Source organism: Pseudomonas sp. IT-P218 (assembly GCF_949767605.1).
In the GTDB taxonomy this organism is placed as follows: Bacteria; Pseudomonadota; Gammaproteobacteria; order Pseudomonadales; family Pseudomonadaceae; genus Aquipseudomonas; species Aquipseudomonas putida_AE.
Genome location: NZ_CATKQQ010000033.1, coordinates 432124 through 457657 on the forward strand (window position 1 = coordinate 432124; position 25534 = coordinate 457657).

Annotated in this window: 19 protein-coding genes; 2 read left to right on the plus strand and 17 right to left on the minus strand. The window is 60.4% G+C overall.

All coding sequences use genetic code 11. The features are described from left to right. The 3 genes from ACM6I6_RS19635 to ACM6I6_RS19645 are packed head-to-tail and all read right to left on the minus strand — an operon-like array spanning window position 1 to window position 7078. Complete coding sequence (locus ACM6I6_RS19635; RefSeq protein ID WP_414920572.1) at window positions 1-2700, minus strand: putative virulence factor; 2700 nt, start codon at window positions 2698-2700, stop codon at window positions 1-3. Beyond that, window positions 2697-5675, minus strand: coding sequence for a virulence factor SrfB (locus ACM6I6_RS19640; protein ID WP_414920573.1), 2979 nt, complete (start codon window positions 5673-5675; stop codon window positions 2697-2699). Before ACM6I6_RS19640 ends, ACM6I6_RS19635 begins: the two co-directional genes overlap by 4 nt. 17 nt (window positions 5676-5692) lie before the next feature. After that, window positions 5693-7078, minus strand: a complete 1386-nt coding sequence (locus ACM6I6_RS19645) for an SrfA family protein (protein WP_323606423.1) — start codon at window positions 7076-7078, stop codon at window positions 5693-5695. Window positions 7079-7498: 420 nt separating this feature from the next. Between ACM6I6_RS19645 and ACM6I6_RS19650 the strand changes: the two genes are divergently transcribed. Then, window positions 7499-8059, plus strand: a complete 561-nt coding sequence (locus ACM6I6_RS19650; RefSeq protein ID WP_414920574.1) for a hypothetical protein — start codon at window positions 7499-7501, stop codon at window positions 8057-8059. Between the two features lie 818 nt (window positions 8060-8877). On the opposite strand, the gene ACM6I6_RS19655 is transcribed toward ACM6I6_RS19650, so the two are convergent. The 14 genes from ACM6I6_RS19655 to ptrR all read right to left on the minus strand — a co-directional run bounded on the left by ACM6I6_RS19655 (window position 8878) and on the right by ptrR (window position 23996). Beyond that, the gene (locus ACM6I6_RS19655) at window positions 8878-10281 is read right to left on the minus strand and encodes a DHA2 family efflux MFS transporter permease subunit (protein WP_414920575.1); all 1404 of its coding nucleotides are present in this window, start codon (window positions 10279-10281) and stop codon (window positions 8878-8880) included. A gap of 87 nt (window positions 10282-10368) precedes the next feature. After that, the gene (locus tag ACM6I6_RS19660; RefSeq protein ID WP_274078027.1) at window positions 10369-11277 is read right to left on the minus strand and encodes a LysR family transcriptional regulator; all 909 of its coding nucleotides are present in this window, start codon (window positions 11275-11277) and stop codon (window positions 10369-10371) included. A gap of 88 nt (window positions 11278-11365) precedes the next feature. Beyond that, window positions 11366-11902, minus strand: coding sequence for a 2,4'-dihydroxyacetophenone dioxygenase family protein (locus ACM6I6_RS19665; protein WP_323609165.1), 537 nt, complete (start codon window positions 11900-11902; stop codon window positions 11366-11368). Window positions 11903-12114: 212 nt separating this feature from the next. After that, the gene (locus ACM6I6_RS19670) at window positions 12115-13230 is read right to left on the minus strand and encodes a glycerol dehydrogenase (protein ID WP_414920576.1); all 1116 of its coding nucleotides are present in this window, start codon (window positions 13228-13230) and stop codon (window positions 12115-12117) included. A 74-nt stretch (window positions 13231-13304) separates the two neighbouring features. Further along, entirely contained in the window at window positions 13305-14075 is a 771-nt protein-coding gene (locus ACM6I6_RS19675; RefSeq protein WP_414920577.1) for an SDR family oxidoreductase, read from the minus strand. A gap of 58 nt (window positions 14076-14133) precedes the next feature. Next, the gene (locus ACM6I6_RS19680; RefSeq protein ID WP_274078031.1) at window positions 14134-14838 is read right to left on the minus strand and encodes an ABC transporter ATP-binding protein; all 705 of its coding nucleotides are present in this window, start codon (window positions 14836-14838) and stop codon (window positions 14134-14136) included. Next, window positions 14831-16612: an ABC transporter permease subunit gene (locus ACM6I6_RS19685; RefSeq protein WP_414920578.1), complete on the minus strand. Its 1782-nt coding sequence runs from the start codon at window positions 16610-16612 to the stop codon at window positions 14831-14833. Before ACM6I6_RS19685 ends, ACM6I6_RS19680 begins: the two co-directional genes overlap by 8 nt. Before the next feature lie 11 nt (window positions 16613-16623). Next, a complete protein-coding gene (locus ACM6I6_RS19690) occupies window positions 16624-17499 on the minus strand; it encodes a branched-chain amino acid ABC transporter permease (protein WP_274078033.1) in 876 nt (291 codons plus the stop codon). Between the two features lie 70 nt (window positions 17500-17569). After that, window positions 17570-18781: an ABC transporter substrate-binding protein gene (locus tag ACM6I6_RS19695; protein WP_274078034.1), complete on the minus strand. Its 1212-nt coding sequence runs from the start codon at window positions 18779-18781 to the stop codon at window positions 17570-17572. Between the two features lie 345 nt (window positions 18782-19126). Next, complete coding sequence (locus tag ACM6I6_RS19700; RefSeq protein ID WP_274078035.1) at window positions 19127-20467, minus strand: MFS transporter; 1341 nt, start codon at window positions 20465-20467, stop codon at window positions 19127-19129. A 36-nt stretch (window positions 20468-20503) separates the two neighbouring features. After that, window positions 20504-21436 (minus strand): 3-keto-5-aminohexanoate cleavage protein, encoded by a 933-nt coding sequence (locus tag ACM6I6_RS19705; protein ID WP_110751312.1) that lies wholly within the window; start codon window positions 21434-21436, stop codon window positions 20504-20506. Window positions 21437-21531: 95 nt separating this feature from the next. Further along, window positions 21532-22320 (minus strand): SDR family oxidoreductase, encoded by a 789-nt coding sequence (locus ACM6I6_RS19710; RefSeq protein ID WP_408596841.1) that lies wholly within the window; start codon window positions 22318-22320, stop codon window positions 21532-21534. Further along, window positions 22317-23039, minus strand: a complete 723-nt coding sequence (locus ACM6I6_RS19715; RefSeq protein WP_323609162.1) for a GntR family transcriptional regulator — start codon at window positions 23037-23039, stop codon at window positions 22317-22319. The genes ACM6I6_RS19710 and ACM6I6_RS19715 overlap by 4 nt, the downstream gene beginning before the upstream one ends. A gap of 84 nt (window positions 23040-23123) precedes the next feature. Beyond that, entirely contained in the window at window positions 23124-23996 is an 873-nt protein-coding gene (gene ptrR / locus ACM6I6_RS19720) for a putrescine utilization regulator PtrR (RefSeq protein ID WP_323609161.1), read from the minus strand. Between the two features lie 100 nt (window positions 23997-24096). Between ptrR and ACM6I6_RS19725 the strand changes: the two genes are divergently transcribed. After that, complete coding sequence (locus tag ACM6I6_RS19725) at window positions 24097-25488, plus strand: aldehyde dehydrogenase family protein (RefSeq protein ID WP_414920579.1); 1392 nt, start codon at window positions 24097-24099, stop codon at window positions 25486-25488. Window positions 25489-25534 lie beyond the last annotated feature (46 nt).

Genomic DNA, 25534 nt, shown 5'->3' on the forward strand with positions numbered 1-25534 from the left:
CTAGACCGCCCTGGCCGCTGCGAAGGTCGCGATGATCCGCCCCAGTGACTCGTTCTGCTGCGGCGTGATCTCCCTCCCTGCGCTATGACCGGCGTTGTCCGTAGCGATGGTGGCCAGTGCCACCAGCCAATCACCCACATAGCCGCGGGTATGCTCCAACGGTTGGGGCAGCAACTTCGGCAACTGGCCCGCAGCGATTCTCTCGGGCGGCTGGAACAGTTTCGCCCCCGGGTTCGCGCGGCTCTGCGGTCGTTGATCCAGTTCCATATCGATAAAGCCCAGCCAACCGATGAAGTCCGCCAGGATCATTTTTGCCGTCAGCACCTGACGACTGACCAGCTGTTCGCGCTTGCTGCCCACCTGTTCGGTGCGCACGATGGCTTGCAGCAGACGCTGCTGCAGGTTGAGGCGAGTCGCACCCGTAATGATTTCATCCACCAGGGCTTCGATCGCAGGCTTGGCCAATCCCAGGTAGGTCATCAGGCGCACGTCCTCGGGAATGTGGCGCAGATGACCGATCCACTCACGCAAGACCGCCTGGGCGAAACGCGAGTCGCTGCCACTGGAGCGCACAACCGTGTCAGCCGGTGCCACCGGCACTTGCGGTTCATCGAAGAGGTCGAAGCCATCGTCGCCGCCCACGTCGGCGCCCAGTTTTACCGCGCTGCCAACACCCTCGGCGGCGGGTACGCCGGAATCCTCCTCACCCGCCCGCAGGTACAGGCCACGCAGTTTGTCATCCGCCAGTTGCATGCGCTGGAGCAGCTCGCCCAGAAGTGCCCGACGCGGCCATATAGCCTCGGAAATCTGTTTGGCGATGCCACGTTTTTTCTCCAGCTCACCCGCGCCTTCAGCCTGGTACCAGCGCCCCAGGCGCGTCTCCAGCTGGTGCAGTACGTCGTCCATTTGCTCGCGGATGCGCACCAGCTTCGTTTCGCGCAGCGCTACCAGTCGCAGGTAGGCGCTGATGCGCCCAATGCCTCCATCGTTCAAGGCCAGCATGGCATCCCAGGCGACGCCGGCATCACGCACATGCTGACGCACCGTCTGATCTTCACTGAAGGTTTGCCGCATCAATTTCAAGTGATCATCCAACGCACCGTTGATGCCGACTTCCTGCCCGTCCTTCAGGTCAAGAAAGGCCACTTTCATCCGCGGCTTGCGCACCAGAAAGGTATTGTCGAACGCATTCCCGGCCGCCCACTCCTGAAGCCAGGCGTACTGGCCAAAGCGCTCCAGCATGGTCATTTTCATCATGCCGCCACTGCCCCAGCCAATGCGCAGCAGGTCCTCGCCTGTGTCCAGGTCATTGGCGATGCGTATATCAAACATGGTGATGGCCCAGAGCAGACCGTTCTTGCGCCGGGCACGCTCTTGCGGTGTTGCACCCTGGGTCTTGTCGATCCATCTGCTGAGCACCGGACCGACGCTGGTGACATCCGACTGTTTGTTTGAGGGCGTGCATACGACCAGCACGTTCATTTCCTGGCTGTCCGTATAACGCTCGAACAGATAGGCCACCTTGCCACGCAAAATCAATTGGGCTACCGGGCTGGCTTTATCACGGCCCAATGCGCGTCGCACATCGTCGAGGGATTCAATGTTGAGGCGACCCCGATAGCCGGGGAAATCGAGCAGGTCGACCTCCTCGAACAACGGCTCGCTGGTGGGCTCGGCCAGCGGGAAAACCAACTCTGCAGTCAGTGTCGCCAGTTGCGCCAATGACAGTTCGACTTCTGCGTGCAACACGCCATCGCGCCATGGGCGGACTTTGATTCGCAAGTCGGTGGGTGTACCGAGGCGCTCCAGCATGTCCACGTTCATGATGCTGTCGGCCTGGGACAACCCGCCTTGCGCTGTAGGGCGCACCAAGGCTTCAGCGGGCGCATAGACCCGATCCGGGTTGCCCAGACTGGCTAACGCCCGGGCGAACTCCAGGTAAGCCGCACTCAACTCGGCCAGCTCACCCCAGAAAATCGCGAACAACCTGACGCGATCCTCGACTCGCAGATAGGGTGCAAGCTCCACCGCCACGGGCCAGTAGTAGCCATTGAGTACGGCGAGGGAGCCAGGAAAACTGCTATGCAGATAGTCCCACAACGAGACGACGTCGTCCTCGCTCATACCAGGCACCACCCGCTCCTGGCGTCGCTTGCCCAACTCCTTGAGCAACTGCAATACGGCCGTTTCGTTGATGCGGTACTGCACCTTTTCCGTGTCGAAATCATTGAAGTAAGCGTTGGCCAGGACCTTGGCCAGCTCGACCTCGGCGAACAGCTTGAGCTCCAGCGGGAAGTCGTCCGGGCCCGGTTTGGCCGTGCGACTGAAGCGGGTCACCAGCCCCGTCGCTTCCTTGCCGGAGCCGGGTGGGTTGACATGGGTGAGGAAGTCCAGCCGTTGGCCGCCCAGGTCGGTCTCCAGCATGCCATTGGTACCCGCAGCCAGGGTCGAGATCAGGTAGGACTTGCCCGCTTGCGACAGGCCAAAAAAACCCACCGTCATGGGGCGCTCAGAGGCCGCGCCCAGGCTCGTTGCGCTGTTGCGTATCCGGCGCAGGCTCAGGATCAGATCGTCGGCCTCGTTGTCCAGCCTCGGGGCACTACGGCGTACTTCGCTGATCCAGTTGATCGCGTCACCGGCGCCGGCGTGGATTGCAGCCCAATCCCGGGCCAGGTGTTGAGGTGAGATACGAGTGGTCATTTGCGGTACACACTCCCACTGTCGAGCCAATATTGGGATTCGCCCAACCCCGCATCCGACAGGGTATTGAGCTTCAAGCGCAGGTGACTGCGACTGATCGCGCCCTGGGTCGACTCGGCGCCGACGAACTCGAAACTCTCGCTGCCTTCGGCCGGGTTACGTGACCGGGTGATGCCCAGGCGCACTTTGAGCACCAGCCCCTTGGCAGCCACGTCCTCGCGCAAACGTGCGTTATCGATGCTGAGTATGTACAGCGGCGCAGCCGACCAGCGTTCGCTGTCGAGCTGGCGAAAGCCCAGGCGCATGGTGCCGCGCATGTCAAAAGCGGTATCGGGGAGACTGTAGTCCGGGTCGTCCAGGTTGATCCCGGACAAATAGATGTTGCTGTCCTTGATGACGTTGTTGTTGTCGATCAACCCCAGGTACTTGAGCGTCGAATACGGTTTGAAGGCCGCCGCCCGGAAAAAGAAATTAGGCAGCCGCATGCCGCGACTCAACAGGCAGAGCATGGCGCCCACCGCCGCGGTGGTCTTGGGATCGTCGATACAGTCCTGTTTGTTGAACGGATACCAGCCACCGGTACGGTACTGGTTCAACGGCAGGATGCGGCCCGGCGGCAGCGGCAGCAGCTTGCGAAACAGCGCCTGGATGCCTGGCAATCGCGACGGACGTCCCGTCAGCAGGAGAACATCGCAAGGGTAGCTATAGACGATTTCGCAGAGTGCCTGGATGCTCTTGCCGATGTTCATCCGGTCGCCGATGAAAGCTTCATGGATACGCCTCAAGCTGACATTGAGCGGGATTTGCAGCAGGTCGAAGCCCCCCGCCCCGTTACCCAGCTGCCGGCGCACCGCCGCACTGAAATAATCCAGCACATCCGCGGTGGGCTGCTCGTTGCCAAGCAGCTCGCCGAACGTAGCGCTGACCAGACTGCTCGGCTCCAGCGGGTCGTACGTTTCATAGGCCTTGAGCAGACAAAGGCCGATGGGGCTGAACACTTGCAGGGTCAACTGCTGGCGCAAGACGGCTTCCTGTACGGTCAGCGGTTCACTGCCGATCAGCTTGGAAAGGAGCGGTTCGGGCTTCTCGACCCCGGCCTTGAGCAAGGCGTCGTTCACCGCAGGCAGCACGAACAGGCGGATCACATCCAGCAGGATGTCGTCGCCCGCGATCTTGAAGCCATCGCGAAAACACTGTTCGGGCTTGATGTAGACGTTGTCGCCTTTACCGTCGTCGAGGCTGTAGTCGGTGATCACCAGGTCCGTGGTACCGCCGCCAATGTCGATCGAGGCGATGGTCAAACGGCTCTTGTCGGCCTTGTCGGGCCGCGACATCGTGGCGAAGAACTCCTCGGGGCGACCGGCGAAATTGTTTTGCGTCTCATTGAACAGGTAGACCACCTGGCCGCAGGTGGCCTCATCCCACTGGACGTGCACCTCGGGCAGCCAGGGCCATGCCGTTTCACGGCTCTTCGGGTCCTTGATGTTGATCGACTCGTCCTCGGGATGCCAGCCGAGGCTTTTCCAGACCAGGCCGATGGCCTGCTCCATGCATTTCGAGAATATCTCCCGCTCGGGCTTGGGCATCGACGGCGGGATGGTGAGGATGATCGAGCGCAGGTGACGCGGCACCCTGGAGTGGCTCATGCGCGAACGCTGCGAAGGGCTGTTGATCTGCATCAGCGCCTGCCCCAGCACCTCCGACAGCATGAAGGTCATCAACGAGCTGCGTGAATAGTGTGGATGGAAGACCGGCATGCGATCTTCGACGGGCAGGTTATAGAGCGCCTGGCCGATCTCGTTGATGAGTCCGGCCACGGGCGCGGCAGTCGCATGGGGCTCGGTCTCGGTCTTGACGAAGGCGCAGTTGAAGCGCCAGCCCGGCTCGTAGAGGTCTTGATCCCACAGGTAACGCTTGGGACTGGACAAGCCTGTCGAACCCTCGGTGCCCCGTCGGCGGCTGGCCAAACGACCCGCCTCGCGGCCGACACGCACAATGGAGGGCCAGCGAAAGGCTTCGCTGCGACCGCTCTGGACCGAGAAATGATCCTTGCCGAAAACCGCTTGAGAGAATTCTACGCGGCTCTCGAACGGCTCTGGATAGACCTGTTCCGGCTGGGTCAGGTCGCGCAATTCAAGCTCGTAGCGTTTGCTCAGGCCGTCGCTCTCCTGGGGGTGATCCTCGATCAGGATGCCGCATGTCCGTGAATTGCCCACGTCCAGCACCATGTCCACGGGAATGGCCTTTTGCATGTCGCTGTCACGGTTGGACACCACCTTGATCTCGGGTACTCGCAGCAGGGTCCCCAGCAGATGCAGGAGGTTGAGGTAGTGCGCCTGGTGGTAGAACTCGCGGCACTGCTCTTCGATGTCATCCAGTTGCATGCGAATCGGCGGGTTCTGCGCCTGTTCGGTAAACACCTCGCGCAACCAGCCGTCGACCCAGCGAAGGTCGAGGAACCATCCCATCTCGTCAGCCCGATGGGCCAAGGCGAACGTGGCCCCCACCTTGACGTCACTCTGAGTCGGCGCCAGGTAGGTGGTATCGCTGCGACCGACCAGGACGCTGGTATCGAAAGCAAAGCAGATACGGTGGGTGTTGCCATCCTGATCAGGGTCCTTGAGTTCGACGATACGCACCCGTGCCCAGTTCGAAGGGCCGTCGTCAAACCGCCGCGGTGGACTGAAGCGCAAGAACGGCAGCGGCAGCCAGTTGCCCTTGAGCAATCGCAACGATTGATCGATGGCGACACTGTAATCAGGACTGACCGCGCGCCCGGGAAGCGCCGGGTGAAAGTAGCTGTCGCTGCGCTCGTCCAGCAGCAGGCGAGCCATCGGGCCATTCTCGCTCTGACGGGCGAACTCGCCAGGCATTTCATGACGCAGGTCGAGCCTGAGCGCGAAATCCAGGAACTGGATGCCGCTTCCCATGATCAGGGTGATTCTTTCTTCATAATCGGTCGTGTCTGGAAACATAGTGCTGTTCTTCCGCGCTATTGGCTGCCCTGTTTCATCGACATCGGGAACTGCTGGCTCCCGTAGTTACCTGTGCATTGCGCCACCGTTTTCGCCCCCGGCGCACACTTGACGTCGGGCATCGTGTAACTGCTGCCATCCTTGCAAGTGGCCACGCCCTGGTTATTGATCGCCAGGTTGCCACCCTTCATCGAGGCCTGGGCCTTGCCAACGCATTCGACGCCATTACTGGTGCGCACCCGTACTTCGCCGGCGCCATTCTTGAAGTCGTACTCCAACTGTAGCGGGCGCCCGGTACTGGCATCCTGGATACCGGCACCGGCCTTCCAGGTGCCATTGAGAAAATCGGTCGAACCGTTGGCTTGTGCCCCGGCAGGGATGGCCAAGGGTGCGGCATCGGCCCCGTTCTTCTGGCCCGCTTGCTGCGGTGCCGACGGTACGGATTCTGGCTGGGCCGGAGTTGGGGTTTGCTCGGGTGGCGAGGCAGTCGAATCGGCAGGGAGTACCGGTGAACCGGGAACCTGCGGCGCCAACGGATCACTCGCCGGTAACCCGGCATCGGCAGGAAGCGTTTTGTCGACGTCGGCGGCGGTGTTTTCCGCCGCGCTCCCCGCTCCTCCTTGCACGCCATTGACGCCGACGGTACCCACAGTCCCGGTCGCCGCGCCCTGCACGACATGAGTTTCAATCGGCACGGGTTGAACCTGTGGCGGCGGCAATCCAGGCAAGTCGACTTGAGAAAGGTTCAAGGGCAACTGTACTGACGGAAAACAGGAGCGCATCAGGAACAGCAGTGCCAACAGCAGAAGCACAGGCAGCAACAGCCAGAGCCAGCGCCACCAAGGTTTTGTTACACCCTTGCTGTCGATCGGCACTTCATGCTTGGGCGTTTCCATACCAGGATCGAGAACCAAGTTCGGAGCGGGCCGCAAGCCGGACAAAGGATCCCGCTCACGGTTGCCCTCTGGATCAGTGAAGCCCCAGAACGTCACCACGGGCCGGCCATCGACCAGGTAGACATGATCGTTGGCGGGGAAATGCACGGTTTTTTCCAACAACCGTCCAAAGACCTGATTCTCCCGGCTCTGCGACGCTGCACGCATCAACTCGCTGGCTGAACGCAGTTGAGCGTGCAAACGCTCCAACCGGGAATAGGCCGAGTCCCGCTCTTCACTGACCGCAGCAGACCAGGGCACCACATCTCCCTCGAAAGGCGCATACCAGTCGATGCGATCGCCGCTTTCATTTTTCTGCGGAATGGCCAGGCAGTCGGCGGCCTCACGCCCGATTTTCAACCGGATGGCTTCACGCAACTGCAAGGCAGCGCTATGCACCGGCTGACCTTCGACCCCCAACACGTTGAATTCTTGCAGACTACCGGAACGAAGCAGTGCGCCGTGCATGTGCGGTATACCTTTTCAAGCGGGCTGTAAAATCGCCGACACTCTCAGGCGTTGTATACGTATACAGGTCTGCGCAAAATCGAGGCTGATCGACGTGCAAAGCCAACATGACAGGACAGAGAATCAATCCAGCCTTGTGTGACTCAACCCCCCAGGAAATCATTTCGCGCTGGTTGATAGCATTCGTCCGCCCCTGAAAAGTAACCCCGTTCTCAGACTGGCGCCGACATCCACGTTCACTATCAGACATGAGCGTAGACCAAAGTGCTCGCCCTTGCGCATGTCCCTGTCAGGACGCCAGGCGGCTGTTTCCGACCACCATCCCCCCTGAAAGCCCCCGTCTTGCGGCGCCTCCCGCCGGTATGGCCACCCTGCAGCCATCGTCTACGCTTGCCAGATCATGGGTGTTCAGGAGCGATCATGAGCAACTTCCCTATCGTTGCCACGGTACTCTCGATGATATTGGGGCTGTCCGTGACGCGCCTGCTTCTGGGGGCGTTGACGGTGTTCCGCATCCGTCGTGTGGCCAAGCCTGATTGGGTCGCGCTGGTCTGGGCGGCAATGCTTTTCGCCACACAGCTGGATTTCTGGTGGGCCGTCAACGCGCTGCCCGAGATAAAAGGGACATTCTCGTTTCTTGAGTTTCTATTGCTCGTTTTGTTGGCGTTATCGCTTTTTGTATCTGCCGCATTATTGCTGCCAAGCCGAAGCGAGGACGAGCAACAGGGTCTTCGTGTCTACTTTGAACAGGATGGCCGCTACGCCCTCCTGTCACTGTCGACTTATCTTTTCCTCGGGCTCGTCGTGAACGTCGTTTTATTCCGGGCATCGCCGCTAGCACTTTGGGGCGCCCTGGACGTCATCATGATTGTGCTTCCTGTCTGCGCGTTTTATGCAAAATCGCGCAAAGCGTATTCGATAATCACCCTGATTTATGTGCCCATTACCGCGGTTGACTTTGCGATATCACTTTCAGCCTGAACTGTGCGAGCCTGCTGGCGATGGCGGTGTGTTGGCTGTGCCGGCCTCATCGCTGGCAAGCCAGCTCCTACAGGTTTATAGGGTGTTGCCGGGATTTGTGTCTGGTGGTGATCACCTTGTAGGAGCTGGCTTGCCAGCGAAAACGGTGTGTCAGGCGAGGGAGATGTTGGATGTGCCGGCGTCATCGCTGGCAAGCCAGCTCCTACAGGGTTATTGGTGTTGCCGGGATTTGTGTCTGGTGGTGATCACCTTGTAGGAGCTGGCTTGCCAGCGAAAACGGTGTGTCAGGCGAGGGAGATGTTGGCTGTGCCGGCGTCATCGCTGGCAAGCCAGCTCCTACAGGTTTATTGGGTGTTGCCGGGATTTGTGTCTGGTGGGGATCACCTTGTAGGAGCTGGCTTGCCAGCGAAGGCGGTTTGTCAGGCGAGGGAGATGTTGGATGTGCCGGCGTCATCGCTGGCAAGCCAGCTCCTACAGGTTTATTGGGTGTTGCCGGGATTTGTGTCTGGTGGTGATCACCTTGTTGGAGCTGGCTTGCCAGCGAAGGCGGTTTGTCAGGCGAGGGAGATGTTGGGTGTGCTGGCGTCATCGCTGGCAATCCAGCTCCTACAGGTTTATTGGGTGTTCCCGGGATTTGTGTCTGGAGGTGATCACCTTGTAGGAGCTGGCTTGCCAGCGAAGGCGGTTTGTCAGGCGAGGGAGATGCTGGCTGTGCTGACGTCATCGCTGGCAAGCCAGCTCCTACAGGTTTATTGGTGTTGCCGGGATTTGTGTCTGGGGGTGATCCCCTTCTCGCTCCCGCACAAAACCGCCATTGACTAATCCTTGGCCCGAGCACGCTGCAACACCGACTCGCCCGCCTGTGGCGGCAGTCGCAGATTGTCCAGCAAGGCGATGGCCGCAATCACCGCCACACACAGGAACGCCAACTGAAAGTCGCCCGTCTCGGCGTGCCCTGGCGTGCCATGGATGTTCATGGCAAGGCGCAGCAGCAGCGCGCCGATGGCCACACCCATCGCCATGCTCAACTGGAAGAACATGCTGAACAAGGTCGAAGCGTCGCTCATCTGCTCCTTGGGGATTTCGGCAAAGGCCAGGGTGTTGAACACGGTGAACTGCATGGAACGTGACAGGCCGCCGACGAACAGGATGAACAGGATCAGCGCCGGGCTCATGCGCTCATCCAGCAAGGCGCAGGCCGCTATCGCCAGTACGCCCAGGATGCCGTTGACCATCAGCACCGGACGAAATCCCCAACGCTGCATCACCCAGGTGGTGAAGGGTTTCATCGCCAGGTTGCCGGCAAACACCGCCAGTACCAGCAGCCCGGCATCGAACCCGGAAAGACCGAATGCCAGTTGAAACATCAGCGGCAGGAGAAACGGCAAGGTGCTGATGGCGATCCGGAAAATCGAGCCGCCGCACAGGCAGACGTTGAAGGTACGAATACCGGTTACCCCCAGCGCCAAAAGTGGGTGCGCATGCCGACGCATATGGCGCCAGGCAACAACACCGAGCACCGCACCGGCACCACTCAGCGCCAGCCCTTGCAGCAGATCGTCCTGGCTTTGCCCGAGCATCTCAACGCCATACAACAAGGCAGCACTGGCGATGCCCACCAGCAGGAATCCACTGAAATCGAACGCCCTGGCACTGGCGTCGTCCCGTTTGGGCAGCAGGACCAGCGCGACAATCAGGGCCAGCACACCCAAGGGTAGATTGAGGTAAAAAATCCACGGCCAGGAAGCATGGGTGACGATGAAGCCGCCCACCGGAGGCCCGAGTACCGGAGCCACCAGGCCGGGCCAGGTAATGAACGAGATCGCGCGCACCAGGTCTTTTTTCTCGGTGGTACGCAGCACCGCCAGGCGCCCCACCGGTACCATCATCGCGCCGCTCATACCCTGCAGTACACGCGCGGCGACAAAGGTTTCCAGGCTATTGCTCAACCCGCACATCAACGAGGACAGGGTGAACAACACGATCGCCGAACAGAATACCCAGCGCGTACCAAAGCGATCGGCCAACCAGCCGCTGATGGGAATAAACACCGCCACCGCGAGCATGTAGGCGCTCATGCCAATGTTAAGGTCCACCGGCGCGACGCCAAACGTCCTGGCCATATCGGGCAACGCCGTAGCGATCACCGTGGCGTCGAGGTTCTCCATGAAGAACGTGACGGCTACCAGCAGAGCAATCCATGTTGAGCGGCGTTGAGACATTGGTCATTCCAGTTCGGCCAGGTCATTGCTCGACACTGTACAACAGACAGGGCGCTGAACCTCCTGCTTCAGCACCCGAGGCTGGGCTCACATACCTACTTTCCAGGGATGCTGGCGCCACTTGTCCTGGAAGAACTCGATGAACACCCGGATGCGTGGGCTGAGGTGTTTTCTATCTGAATACAGCAGATAAATCGGTTCAATGATGCCCGACTTGAATTCCTCCAGCAGTGGCACCAGTGTGCCGGCCTTGACGTCGAGCCCAACGTGGTAATCGGCAAGCTTGACCACACCGGCCCCCGACAGGGCCATGTCCCGCAGAAGATCGCCTTGGGTGAAAGACGCGCTCGGCGTCACGGGCACCGAAACCCCCTCTCCATCCTGAACAAACGACCACTTGTTCCACGGGCTGACAAAGCTGAAGTTAAAGCATCTGTGGTTCAAAAGATCCGCTGGAACAGCGGGTACACCCTTCTCGGCCAAATAGTCGGGCGAGGCGCAAATCAGCCATTCACACTCCCCGATCCGCTTGGCGACACGTGAAGAACTGGGCAGCACTCCGCTGTGGATAGCGATATCGAGCCCCTGTTCAAAATGGTCGACAAACTGCGCGCCCAACTGAATTTCAACATCGAGCGATGGATACAGATCCAGGAACTCGGGAAGCCAGGGCACTATCTGATGCTTGGCAAAAGAGGTCATGGTATGGATTCGCAGCGTCCCACTCACCCTTGAGGGTAAACCTTCAGCCAGGGAGTCCGCCTCGTTCATGGCTTCGACAACTGCCTTGGCACTGCGCAGGTAAGCAGCCCCCTCCTCCGTCAGCGTCAGGACCCGTGAGCCTCTCTGGAAAAGCCGGACCTGCAACCGGTCTTCCAGCCGAGAGATCAACTTGCTCACTGCTGACGGGGTAATTTTGTGAACCCGGGCAGCCGCCGAGAAGCTGCCACATTCGGTAGACCAGATAAACGCGAGTAGCTGAGAGTAATTGTCCATCCCTTATCCTAACGTAAATCAAGCCGATTCATGCGCCTTGGACGGCCAAGAAAAAACGCGCCGAAGCGCGCTTTTAATGCCATCCGGATTAGCGGATGAACTGCTCGATATAGTCGTCCGGCAAACCCAAGGACTTGTAATGATCGCGCGCGGCTTCAAGCTTGGTGAAAACGTCCTCGTAGCCTACCGCGACACCCTGAGGATCAACGTAGGTATAACCGCCCTGGACGTGGAACCAGGTGATCATTTCTTCAACGTCCTCGGGCACGAAAAGCGTGTGGGTTTCACCCGGCGGCTCGTAGGCGAAGGAACCTTCTTCCGCCACCCAGTCATGCTCCAGATAGTACCAGCGGCCCTTGAGCACGATTGCATGCACGCCGCCGCTATGGCGGTGACGAGACAGCACGCCGGCCTGCCGCACCCGCAGAAGGTTGATGTAGTAGCCACCGCTGGTATTGAGTAGCAGAGGCTTGAACGAAACGGTCTTGGTGACCGGCACCCACAGCTCGTCATCTTCCAGCCATTGGGTCATGACGCCCGGGTGAACCATGTCTGGCGTCATGAACGGAACCTGGGGCAACTGGTACGGAATCGCTAGCTCATCGGGCTTGGCGGGAGTATTCATTTTTTTGGGGCCTCACAGTTTTGGTGTCACGAATTTCAGTGCGGTGATTGCGCCCTGATTTCGGCTGATTCAAAGGTTATGGCAGTGGTCCCACAGTGAAAATAGCTACATTTTCAAACCAGCTGTGACGCACGGTCATAGGGATTTGCAGGGGGCACGCTCGTAAAAAAGGGGATCCGAAGATCCCCTGAAGATTGCGATTACTTGATAACTCACAGGGCGCAGGACGTTGCGTTGGTCAAGCGTGAACCGATGTTGTCAGCCTTCGCCAAACCACCTACGAGGCGCTCGTGGTCCAAGGGTGGGTGCATGTTTTTCGCGTAGGCAGCCGACAAGGTGGCTTCAACGATGGTGTTGATCTGCACCGTAGTCAGCGGCACGTCCTGACCCAATTGCGCGAACGTGACGGGCAGATTCACGGCATGCAGCAGTCGGGCGACCTTGTCGATCTCGTCGACAGGACGCCCCTCCACGGCCATCTGCACCAACGTGCCGAAGGCAACCAGTTCTCCGTGAAGCATCGAGGCCATGGCGGGGATGGCGGTCAAGCCGCGAACCAGCGCATGGGACAACGACAACCCGCCGCTTTCAAAACCCACGCCACTGAGCAACACGGTGCCCTCGACGACCCGCTCAACATCGTCATTGACCTCGTTACGGCACACCGCCTGGTAAGCCGATACGCCGTATTGCATGAGCGTGTCGAACACCAGGTTTGTCAGCATCAACGCGGTATGCAGCGCAGGTGTTCCGAAAGAGTTGTTGCCCCCCGCGAAATGGCATTGGTGGGCTTCGAATTTCTTGCTGATGGCGTCACCAATACCGGCGGCAAAAAAACGCGCCGGCGCCTGGGCGATGACATGGGTATCGACGATGACCGCCGAGGGGTTCATCTTCAGGTACTCCACCCCCACCACCTTGTGGTCTTCATCGTAGAGCACGATCAGCCGACTGGTGGGCGCGTCACTCGATGCAATGGTTGGGCAGACAATGATCGGGACGTCGAGATTGACAGCCAGTCCCTTGACCGTGTCAATCGTCTTCCCCCCACCCAGCGCAATGATGGTGTCAGGCGAATGGATCGAGGCTAGCCCGGACAGCTGGGCAATGGCTGCGTGTGTACATTCGCCCGGAAACTCGATGTGCAACGGTTTGAAGCCATGCCTGTGCAAGGCATCGCTCACCTGCGGCCATAAATGCCTGGCGACAAAGTCATCGCACACCACCAGAGGACGAGTGCGCCCCATGTCGGTCAGTATTCTGCCCAACTGTTTCAACGCCCCCGGGCCTTGCTCGTAGCGCCCTGGGAACCCCATTGTCTTGACCATAATCGACGTTCTCTAAACCAGTGATTACCGCTTGAAACCGAGTGATCAAACCCGTTGTTCTTGACCTTGCACGGTCAGCGCATCAGCCATCCACCCGCCACATCGACGACCTGCCCCGTAATGAAATCGCTTTCCTTCGAGGTGAGGAAACACGCCGCCCTGGCGACCTCAAGCGGTGTTCCCAGACGACGCAACGGCGTCTCGTCGACAACCGCCTGGTTGGCCTGCGCCGAAACGGTTTTCAGCAACGGGGTTTCGATACGCCCGGGCGCCAACGCATTCGCGGTGATGCCGTACGGGCCCAGTTCACCAGCCAGATGACGGGTAAAACCGATGATGGCCGCCTTGGTAGCGCTGTAGTGAGCCGCCACAATCGGCAAGAATGCGCTGCCCGCCACCGAAGACATGTTGACGATGCGACCGAAGCGGCGCTCCACCATGCCAGGCGTTAAAACCCGGACCAGGTTGAAGGAGCCATTGAGGTTGATATTGACCACCCGCTGCCATTCCTCGGGAGCCATTGTCCAGATCGGCGCGGGAGCGCCGTCGTGCTTGGGCGAGATACCGGCGTTATTGATCAAGGTATCGATGGCGCCCAGCTCACTGCTCAAACGGGCACAGGCATCAGCGCACGCTTGATAATCCGCCACATCGGCTGTTGCCCAAGCGACCGTATAACCCGCTTCTCGCAGCAGGCCGGCCTGCTGCTCGACCTTCGCTGCATCGGCATCGACCAGGGCGACCGCTGCGCCTTCCTGGCAATACAACTCGGCGATGGCAGCGCCAATACCGCCGCCTGCCCCGGTGACTAAAACGACGCGCCCGAAGTGTCTGGTATTTGTCATAGCCTGTTCTCGTCTTTTGTTGTGGGTTTAACAAGTGTCCCGATGCGGGTCCGCCTCATCAGAGGCCCAGGTAGGCGCGCTTGACGTGGGGGTTATCGAGAAGCTCCTGCCCGGTGCCGCTGAGCACCACTTCGCCGTTTTCCAGCACATAACCGCGATGGGCGATACGCAGGGTATGGACGATGTTCTGCTCGACGATCAGCACGGTCGTGCCCAATTCCAGGATCTTGTTGATGATCTCGAAAACCTGTGAGACCAGCAGGGGTGACAAGCCCAGGGAGGGTTCGTCGAACATCAACAGCTTGGGCTCGGCCATCAGGCCCCGGGCGATGGCGACCATTTGCTGCTCGCCTCCCGAGAGTGTCCCGGCGTTCTGATCCAAACGCTCGCGAACCCTGGGGAAGAGATCCAGGACATCGTCGAGACGTTTTTTGTATCCCGCACGCGCACTGCGTTTGTAGGCGCCCATCAACAGGTTGTCGCGCACGCTGATGAACGGAAACAACTGGCGCCCTTCCGGTATCAGCGTGAGGCCGGCATCGACAATCTGATCCGGTCGATTGCCGTCTATGCGTTGCCCTTCGAATTCGATCGTGCCCCTGGTGGGAGTGACGATGCCGCACAGGCTGCGCAAGGTCGTGGTTTTACCCGCGCCATTCGCACCGACGATGGTGACCACCTCACCGGCGTTAACCTCGAAAGAAACGCCACGGAGAATTTCAGTACCGCCGTATCCGCAATGGATATTGTCGAGTTTAAGCATGGCTGTACTCCTTGCCGAGGTAGGCTTCGATCACCTGCGGATCGCTGATGACATCCTTCGGTGCACCCTCCATGAGCAGAGTCCCGGAGCTGATGACGATGATGCGGTCCGACAGGCTCATGGTCGCCTGCATCAGGTGTTCGATCATCAAGACGCTGACACCGGAATCGCGGACCCGGCGAATAACGGCGATCGCCCTGGCCACATCCGTTGGGTTGAGCCCGGCCATCACTTCGTCCAGCAACAGGATCCGCGGACGGGTTGCCAGGGCGCGTGCCATTTCAAGTCGCTTCATCCCGCCGACGGTCAGGTTGCGCGCCCGGGTGTCCAGTAGGCTCGTGAGTTCGGTCAATTCAGCGACTTGCACTGCGATCGCCCTCGCCTCCCTGGCATCCGCCGTGTGCATGAATGCACCGAGCATGATGTTTTCGCAGACACTCAGATCAGCGAAGGGCTGGACAATCTGAAAGGTGCGCCCGATGCCGGCCTTGGCAAACTCAGCAGGGCTACCCGGGGTAATCCATTGGCCATTGCGCAGGCGAACCTTGACCTGCCCTTTGGAGGGCAGCAGGAAACCCGAGAGCTGATTGAACACCGTGGTTTTGCCCGCGCCGTTGGGCCCGATCACCCCGACAATTTCGCCTTCGGCCAGGCTCAGCGACACATCGTTGGTCGCGTGCAGCCCACCAAAGAACTTGTGCAGGTTTTCCGCCACCAGAATGGGCTCGCCGCGCTTTACCGTTTGCGGTTCTGGCACCTGGGATTCAACGACTCTGGTAGTTGGCACAACCGGCCGACGTCCACCGGGCAAGGCGTCGATCCAGCCGAACACACGCGCCCCGAATCGCCCCACCAGACCCTGGGGAATCGTCAGCACCACAACGACCAGCACAATCCCGTAGACCAGGCCGTGAACACCACTGCCGATATCGCCAAGCCAGCCGCGCGCGAGTTCTGCCAATGGCAATACCAGCAAGGTACCGATCAACGGACCCGAGACAGTGCCCAGGCCGCCGATCAGCGCAAACATGGCGATCTGAATCGACATGTCCAGCGAGAACATTGAGCCGGGCTCGATAAAGGTCAGGTACATCGCATGGAAACTGCCCACCAGGCTGGTGAGGAATGCCGACAGGACGACCGCTATCAGCTTGACCTTGACCGAGTTCACGCCGACCGCATGCGCGGCGTCTTCACGCTCGCGAACCGCAATCAGGTAATAACCCAATCGCGAGTTCTTGATCTTCCAGGACACCGCCAGGGTAATGATCAGGAAGCCAAAGGCGATCAGCAAATAGGGCCAGCGCGGCCGAAACAGCATCCACTCGACACCCAGTTTGAGCGGTACGCCCAAGCCTGCGGCGCCACCCGTCACGTCATGTTGATTGATGGCCATCAACCGCACGACTTCCAGTACCGCAATCGTCGCCAGGGCAAAAAACGGCCCGCGCAACCTGAAGCATGGCCAGCTGATCAACACCGCCACGATTGACGACAGGCACGCCCCCACCAGCATCCCGATCCAGGGACTCACGCCCAACTTGATCATCAGCAGCGTGCTGGTGTAAGCCCCGACTCCGTAAAACACCGCATGCCCCAGCGAGAGTTGACCGGCAAAACCTCCGACAATGTTCCAGGCACTCGCGAGCGCCGCATAACTGCAAATCAGGATGAACAAGTGATAAACGAAGGGGGAGCCAACCGTGAGTGGAATGACCAATAACAAGGCCAAGACCAATACGCTGACATAGACCCGCGGATGCAGAATATTCATGAACATTTTCCTTATTCAGACCCGCGACCGGCGCCGAAAAGACCCGTCGGACGGAACACCAGGATGCCGAGGAAGATCGAGAAATAGACGACTTCCTTGAGGTCCGGCGCAATGTAGTAACCCGCCAGGCTGTCGACGATTCCGATCAACATCGAGCCCACCAGCGCTCCGGACAGACTCCCGAGGCCGCCGAGTACAACGATCACGAATGCGGTCAAAACGAAGAAGGTCCCTACCGTAGGGAAGACCGGGTACTGGGGCGCGATAAGACCCGATGCGACACCCAGGCAGGCACAGCCCAGACCGAATGCGAAGATGTAGATCTTCTTCACATTGACGCCCATCAACTGCGCAGCATTACGATGTTGCGCGGTGGCCCGGACAGCTCGGCCCAGGAAGGTGTTTTGCAGGAACCAGTGCAACCCGGCGACCAGCACCAGGGACATCGCGAAGGTGATCAACTGACCGCTGCTGGCGCGAAAGGCGCCCAGGCTGACAGTGCCGGTGCCGAAGCTGACGTTCTGCACCGTCATGACGTCCGCGCCGAAGACCAACAGCGCGCCATTCATCAAGGCGATCGAGACACCCACTGTCGCGAATATCTGGATATGCCCTTCGGCGCTGAGCAAAGGCTGAATAATGAACCGCTGCATCGCGGCGCCAGCGGCAAACAAAAGGATCGTTGTGGGAATGATCGCTACATAGGGGTGAATCCCGAAGTGAGCGTTCAGCAGATACACCGCATACAGGCCTATCATCAAGAACTCGCCATGGGCGAAATTGACCACCCTGACAATTCCGAAAATAAGCGTCAGGCCTATGCTGATGATGGCCAGCGTGCCACCGAGCAACAGGCCGTTCAAAAGAAGCTGGATGAAAATTTCCACGGTTTGCGCCCTCCCGCGAGCGAACGAATCCGTGAAGCTCAACTAACGAGCTTCAACTGGATTACAGGCTTCAGGGTTGATCGGAAAAACGGGCTTTGGCCACGGCCGCAGCTTCAGGGTAAACGGTTTTCAGCACCCCGCCCTGCCACTGCATGATTGCCGTATCGGCTCGCAGGTTTTGCCCGTTATCACCGAACCTGGCGCCGATGCCTGCGGCTGTTCCACCGACGGGAATGTCCACACTCGCAACAGAGGCACGAATCGCATCGGCGTCCAGCGACTGGCTTTGTTCCATGGCGTCGAGGAAAACTTTCGCACCGACATAGTTGATCAGACTGTGCCCTGAACGCGGCTCACTGCCAAAACGTTCCTTGTAGGCCTTGGCGAACGCGCCGATACCTGGAGCGCCCTTTTCATTGGTTTGAAACTGTGGAAAATCCACGTCCAGGATGCCTTCCATATTTTCGGCACCCACTACCGCAACGGTGTCCTGCATGGAATACCCACCGCCCGCACCAACCACTGCCTTGGGCTTGAAACCGGCCTCACGGATCTGGCGGAAAAACAGGGTCGTGTCGTTCTGGTAGCTGGTCTGCAATACAACGTCCGCCTGCGCACCTTTCAGGCGAAGAATGAGCGACGAGAGGTCCACGGCCTTGGCCGAATACGGAAGCACCTCGACCACGTTCAGCCCTTGCTCTTGTGCGAGTTTTTTCTGGAACCCGGCGATGGTCGTGCCATACAGCGCGTCCTCATGGATGATGGCAATCTTGAGTTGCTTGGGGTCGATCTTGAGGGACGGCGCTACGATTTGAGTAACCGCGGTGATGGTCCCTTCAGCGAAATTCCTCGCGGTTGGATTGCTGCGCATTACGTATTTGAGGTCACGCTCGGTGATGGTGTCGGAGACCGCACCGAGTTCGAAAAACGGCACGCCGGCGATTTCGGTGACCTGCGTAGCGGCGAACGATAGGGCCGAGGAATAACTGCCGAACACCGCGGTGACATTTTCAACAGAAGTCAGCTTTCGGGCGGCACCCACAGCTTGCCCTGCGTCAACCGCATCGGCCTTGAGCAATTTGATCTGCTCGCCTTTCAAGCCTCCCGCCGCGTTACGTTCTGCAACCGCTATTTCCAGGCCGCGGTAGCTTTCATCGCCGAGCAGAGCCAGGGAACCACTGAGGGGATAGAGCGCACCGATCTTGATGTCCGCATGAGCGGCGATTGAAGTACTCAGGGAAAGCACGACACAGGCGGTTTTAACCCAGTTTTTTGTACTCATTGTTATCTCCTGGTTTGGCGTCAGCGCACTGGGCCACCCATAGCTGGATTATCTTTTTATTGTCCCGACGGGTGATCAGTGCCAAGCACTGACCACCTCAGGTTTACCGGCGGCTCCAGAACGCTCGGAGCGTTCGAAACCACCGTTGTGAAGATTAAGGCTCGGCGAGATTTGATGGATATAGCTAGAAAATCACACCAGCTTTGAATTTTTGGCACAGGTCGATGGGGGAACCTACAACCAGGAACGACGCTCCCGTCCATAAATACAAAACGCCCGATTCGGAGAATCGGGCGTTAGGGTGAAACAGGTGTAAACCTATTCGGGACTAGGCACAGATGGCACTCATACCGGCTGGCGCCGACCGTGCAGCCGCTGTTTATCCACCTTCTGCTCATGACCCTGGCGCAGTCGCAGCGCTGCAATCGCCGCAAGCACCAGGATGATCGCCACGACCTTCATCCCGTTCATGGCATTGCCGGTGCTTTGCTCGATCAAGCCCATCACCGAGGGGCCGACGAAACCGCCCAGCAGGCCGCACGAGTTGACGAACCCCAGGCCTCCCGCGAGCGCGGCGCCCTTGAGACGCGAAGCCGGGTAGAGAAAGATGATCGACTGCACGACGAAGAACATCACCGCCGAGATGCAGAAGCCCAGCAGGCTGATCACCGGTCCCGCCAGCGAGGCGATTCCCAGTCCCGCGGCCATCGTCAGCAGACCCGCTACCAGTATCTGCCGGGACCGCGCCGGCGTGGTGGCGAACCGGGGCAGTGCAATGGCGCCCGCCGCTGCCGCCAGCCAAGGCAGGGAGGTCAGCAAACCGATCTGCAAAGTGCTCAGGTCGCCGTATTTGCCGATGATGCCGGGCAGGAAAAAGATCACCGTGTAGATCGTGATCTGGTGGCAGAAGTAGACCAGGATCGCCAACAGGATCTGCGGGGTCAGGCATTGCTTGAGCGAGTGACCACCGGCACCGGCGCCCTCCTCCTCTTCCGCGGCCAATTGCTGCTCGATCTGCCGGGCTTCGGTGGCGCTCAGCCACGGCGCCTTGCTGGGACGGTCCGGCAGTTTTTTCCACACCACCATGGCGAAGAACACCGCTGGCAAGCCCTCGAGCATGAACATCCACTGCCAGCCACGCCAGCCCCAGACTCCGTCCAGCTGCATGAGCACGGCACCCAGTGGCCCGCCAATGATGTTGGCGAAACACACGCCCAGCAGAAAGTAGCCGGTCGCCCGGGCCCGTTGTTCCCGGCCGAACCAGTACGTCAGGTAGAGCATGACGCCAGGGAACAGGCCCGCCTCGGCGATGCCCAGCAGCAAGCGCAACACGTAGAACGAGGTTTCGCCCTGGACAAACGCCATCGCCGCGGAGATCAAGCCCCAGGTGACCATGATTCGCGCAATCCAGAACCGCGCGCCGACCTTGTGCATGATCAGGTTGCTGGGCACTTCCGACAGTGCGTAGGTGAGGAAGAACAACCCGGCACCCAGCCCGTAGGCGGCGGCTGAAATGCCCAGGTCGACATCCAGGTGATGCTTGGCCAACGCGATGTTGGTGCGGTCGAGAAAGCTCAGCACGTAGGCCGCAATCAGCAAGGGCATGAGTTTTACAAACATCAGCTTGTTCAACGTCGCCGAATCGCGGGGTTCGGAAAGCGCGTCAGTTCTATTTATTATTGTCATCGGACTAACCTTTTCGAGTGTTCGAGAAGTGCGAAGTTAGAAATCGACCTGGTCCTTGCCCTTGAGGTCGAGCATTTCCCGCGCTTCATCCGGGGTTGCCACACGCCCGCCCAGGGCTTCGATCACCGTGCGGATGCGCTTGACCTGATCAGCGTTGGACGCCGCCAGCTTGCCCGGGCCGTCCCACAGCGAATCCTCAAGGCCGACGCGCACATGGCTGCCCATCGACAGGCCCATGGTGCCCAGCGGAATCTGATTGCGCCCGGCGCCGAGAATCGACCATTGGTACGCGTCGCCGAACAGGCGGTCGGCGGTACGGCGCATGTGCGCCAGGTCTTCTGGATGGCCACCGATGCCGCCGCGCAGACCGAACACCGACTGGATGAAAATCGGCGCCTTGAGCAACCCGCGCTGCAGGAAGTGCGCGGCGGTGTAGAGGTGGCCGATGTCGTAGCACTCGATTTCAAACCGAGTGCGGTTCTCGGCACAGGCGTTGAGTATATGGGCGATGTCGCGGAAGGTATTGCGGAAGATCCGGTCGTCACTCTCGGCCAGGTATGGGCGCTCCCAGTCGTGCTTGAACTCGGTGAAGCGATCGAGCATTTCGTACAGCCCGAAGTTCATCGAGCCCATGTTCAGCGAGGCCAGCTCGGGCTTGAGCTGCGCCACGGGCTGCAGGCGTTCTTCCACGCCCATGGTCGGCGCGCCGCCGGTGGTGATGTTGATCACCACATCGCTCTTGGCCTTGATCTGCGGCAGGAACTGACGGAACAGGTCGACATCCTGGCTCGGCCGTCCATCGATGGGATCGCGGGCATGCAGGTGGACAATCGAGGCGCCGGCCTCGGCGGCACCGATGGCGGCATCGGCGATTTCCTGCGGCGTGATCGGCAGGTGCGGCGACATCGATGGCGTATGGATGGCGCCCGTGACGGCACAGGTGATGATGATCGGTCGTTTTTTGGACATGAGTGTTCTCCGTTCTTGTTCTTGACGAGAAAGTTCTTGGGGGGCACTCGACGCGGAATGTGTCCGGTCGTTGTTGCGATCAGGGGTCGAGGGACCTACAGGTACTCGACGTTGCCATCCACACTGATGGCCTGGCCGGTCACGTTGCGTGCGGCGGGTGAACAGAGGAACAGCGCCATGGCGGCAACGTCCTCGGCGGTGACCATGCGTTTGAGCGAGATCTTCTTCAGGTACTCCTCGCGCATCTCGGCTTCAGGCACGTTCATCTGCTCGGCGCGGGCGCGGATCACACCGTCCATGCGCGGGCCTTCGACGATGCCGGGCAGCAAGGCGTTGACGCGGATGTCGCTTTCGCCAAGCTCCGACGCCAGGGATTTCATCAGGCCGATGATGGCCCACTTGGTCGCCGCGTACGGGGTGCGCCAGGCGTAACCCAAACGGCCGGCAACTGACGCGATGTGGATCAGGTGCGCGTTGGGTGATTCTTTAAGCATTGGCACCGCGTGATGCGCAAATCGGTATTGCCCAGTGAGGTTGATGTCGACGGTGCGCTGCCACTCCTCGTCAGTGATCGCGTCGATCCCGGCGGTGGGCCCGGCGATGCCGGCGTTGTTGACCAGCACATCGAGACCGCCGAACTGTTCGCGCTGCACCTTGAACACCGCTTCGATCTGCGCCGGGTCACCCACATCTGCGCGGGTGGCCACACTGTCCGGGTAACGGTCGCGGAACGCCGCCAGGGCCGCTTCGCTGACGTCACACACATGCACCTTGGCACCGGCTTCCATGTAGGCCGCCGCCAGCACTTCGCCGATCCCGGCGGCTCCGCCGGAGATCAGGACGCGCAGGCCGGTGTAGGGAACCAGTCGGTTGAGAACGCTCATGCTTTTTTTACTCCAGAGACAGGCGACCGTTTGCTGTCGCTCTTGACGATCAGGCGCGCCAGGGAGTCGGCGGCCTGCATGATGTCGTCGGTGACCGCCGCCCGGGCCGCTGCGCCGTCACGCGCGGCCAGGGCCTCGACGATGCGGTGGTGCGCTTCCATCGAGCGCTGCAGGTGCGCCTTGTCGGGGGCGACCAGCGCAAAGCAGGGGCCCATGTGCAGCCAGAAATTCTCCACGGCAGCGACGGTCAGCTCGGCCTTGGCCACCGCATAGATGCGCCGGTGGAAAGCGAAGTTGGTCCACAGGTAACGGGCCACGTCGACGCTGTCGGCGGCCTGTTGCATCTGGTCGCACAGATGGCTGATGTCCTTGAGGTCGGTGTCGTCGAGCAGGATGACCGCTTTTTCGGCCAGCAGGCCTTCAAGCGCTACCCGGGCGTCGCGGATCTCGCGCAGGCGTTCGGGAGTCATCATGCGCACACGCAGGCGGGAGGTTTCGGTGACTTCGAAGGCGTTCTCGGCACTCAGGCGGTTGAGCGCTTCGCGCACCGGCATCGGGCTGGAGCCGAGGGCTTCGGCCAGACCGCGGATGGTCAGCTTCTGGCCCGGCTGGAAGCGGCCGCTCATCAGCGCTTCGCGGATCTGCCGGTAGACCTGGTCCTGCAGGGTATCGCGGGAAACCTGGCGCATGGTGGGCAGGAGGATCGGTTGATCTGTCATGAGTCAGCTCACATTGGACGTTCTTATGGGTCCAATATGTGATCACAAATAACATATGTCAAATTTTTTCTGGCGTGCGCCCGACTAATCCGTCACTTCACAGCGCTCCTCGAGCAACCGCACGAACATGGTCAGGCTCTGGGACACCGTGCCCCGGCGCCACACCAGCCAGGTGCGCAAATAGCGGAAGGACTCCGACAACGGCCAGACGCTGACCGTGCTGCACCCGGGCATGCTTTGCAGCATGCTGCGCGGCATCAGGGCCAGGCCGGCGCCGGCGCTGACGCAGGCGAGCATGCCGTGATAGGACTCCATTTCGAAGATCTTGCCCGGCACTGCCGCGTCCTTGGCGAACCAGCTTTCGAAGTGGTGGCGGTAGGAGCAGTTGGAGCGGAAGGCGTAGATGTTTTCGCCGTTCACATCCTGCGCGCGATGCACCGGGCTGTGGTTGAGCGGTGCAATCAAGACCATTTCTTCTTCGAACGCCGGTACGCCCTCCAGCGCCGGGTGCAGCACCGGGCCATCGACAAAAGCGGCGGTCAGGCGGCCCGCCAGCACCCCGTCGATCATCGTCCCGGAGGGCCCGGTGGACAGGTCCAGCTCGACCTTGGCGTACTGCTGGTTGTAGGCCGCCAGCAGCGCGGGAATCCGCACCGCCGCGGTGCTCTCCAGCGAGCCCAGGGGAAAGGTGCCCTGGGGTTCTTCGCCCGCCACGGTGGCGCGGGCTTCCTGGACCAGGTCGAGAATCCGCCGCGCGTAATCGAGGAAACTCCATCCGGCCGGCGACAGGCGCAGGCGGCTCTTTTCGCGGATGAACAGGTCCACGCCCAGATCCTGTTCCAGTTGCTTGATCCGCGTGGTCAGGTTCGAAGGCACACGGTGGATGTGCTGCGCGGCCACGCTGATGCTGCCGTGCTCGGCGACAGCCTTGAAAATCTCGAGCTGAACCAGGTCCAATGCATTCTCCAAACGTGAACATATCGCTCATTATTATTCAGTTTCAAGAAAACATACAGCACCTTAACCTGAGCACATTCCCACCCCGCAGGACGGTGCCATGACCCACGTATCCAGCCTTACCCACGCCATTTCGATCAACCCGACTACCGGTGAACAGATCGGCCACTACCCTTTCGAATCCGCCGAGGCATTGCAGGCCGCCCTGGCGCGCTCTGCAGCCGGGTTCCGTGTCTGGAGCCGCCAACCGGTGGCACAACGCGTGCAACGCCTGCTTGCCCTGGGCCAGGCATTGCGCGACAACGCCGAGGCCATGGCCCGCATGATCACCCTGGAAATGGGCAAGCCGATCGCCCAGGCCCGCGGTGAAATCGAAAAATGTGCGCAGCTCTGCGGGTGGTACGGCGAGCACGGCCCGGCCATGCTTAGCGCCGAACCGACCCTGGTCGAAGGCGGCAAGGCACGCATCGAATATCGCTCGCTGGGCCCGATTCTCGCGGTCATGCCGTGGAACTTCCCGATCTGGCAAGTGCTGCGCGGTGCCGTTCCAACCCTGCTGGCCGGCAACACCTACGTACTCAAGCACGCGCCGAATGTGATGGGCAGCGCCTACCTGCTGCTTGATGCGTTCAAGCAGGCAGGCTTCGCCGAAGGTGTTTTCGAGGTGATCAACGTTACGCCGGACGGTGTTTCCACGGCGATTGCCGACCCCCGCATCGCCGCCGTTACCCTGACCGGCAGCGTGCGCGCCGGCATGGCCATCGGTGCCCAGGCCGGTGCAGTGCTGAAGAAGTCCGTCCTGGAACTGGGCGGCTCCGATCCGTTCATCGTGCTCAACGATGCCAACCTCGACGACGCCGTCAAGGCGGCCGTGATCGGGCGTTACCAGAACACCGGGCAAGTCTGTGCGGCGGCCAAGCGCCTGATCGTCGAGCAAGGCATTGTCGAGGAGTTCACCCGCCGCTTTGTCGAAGCCACGCGCCAATTGGCCGTCGGCGATCCGCTGTCCGCCGAAACCTATATCGGCCCGATGGCCCGCTTCGATCTGCGTGACGAACTGGATCAACAGGTGCGCGACACCCTCGAGGAAGGCGCGACCTTGCTGCTGGGTGGCCAGAAAGCCGAGGGCCCGGGTAACTTCTATGAGCCCACGGTTCTGGCTGGCGTGACTGACCTGATGACCTCGTTCAAGCAGGAGCTGTTTGGTCCGGTGGCCTCGATCATCACCGCCCGCGACGCAGCGCATGCGCTGGAGCTGGCGAACGACAGTGAGTTCGGTCTGGCTGCCACCATCTACAGCGGCAATGTCGCGCAGGCCGAGCAGATGGCCAGCGAGCTGGAAACCGGCGGGGTGTTCATCAATGGTTACTGCGCCAGCGACCCGCGCGTGACCTTCGGTGGGGTGAAGAAAAGCGGGTTCGGTCGCGAACTGTCGCACTTCGGCGTGCGCGAATTCTGCAATGCGCAGACGGTATGGCTGGATCGCCACTGATCCGCCAAAAGATCGCAGCCTGCGGCAGCTCCTACATTGACTCGGT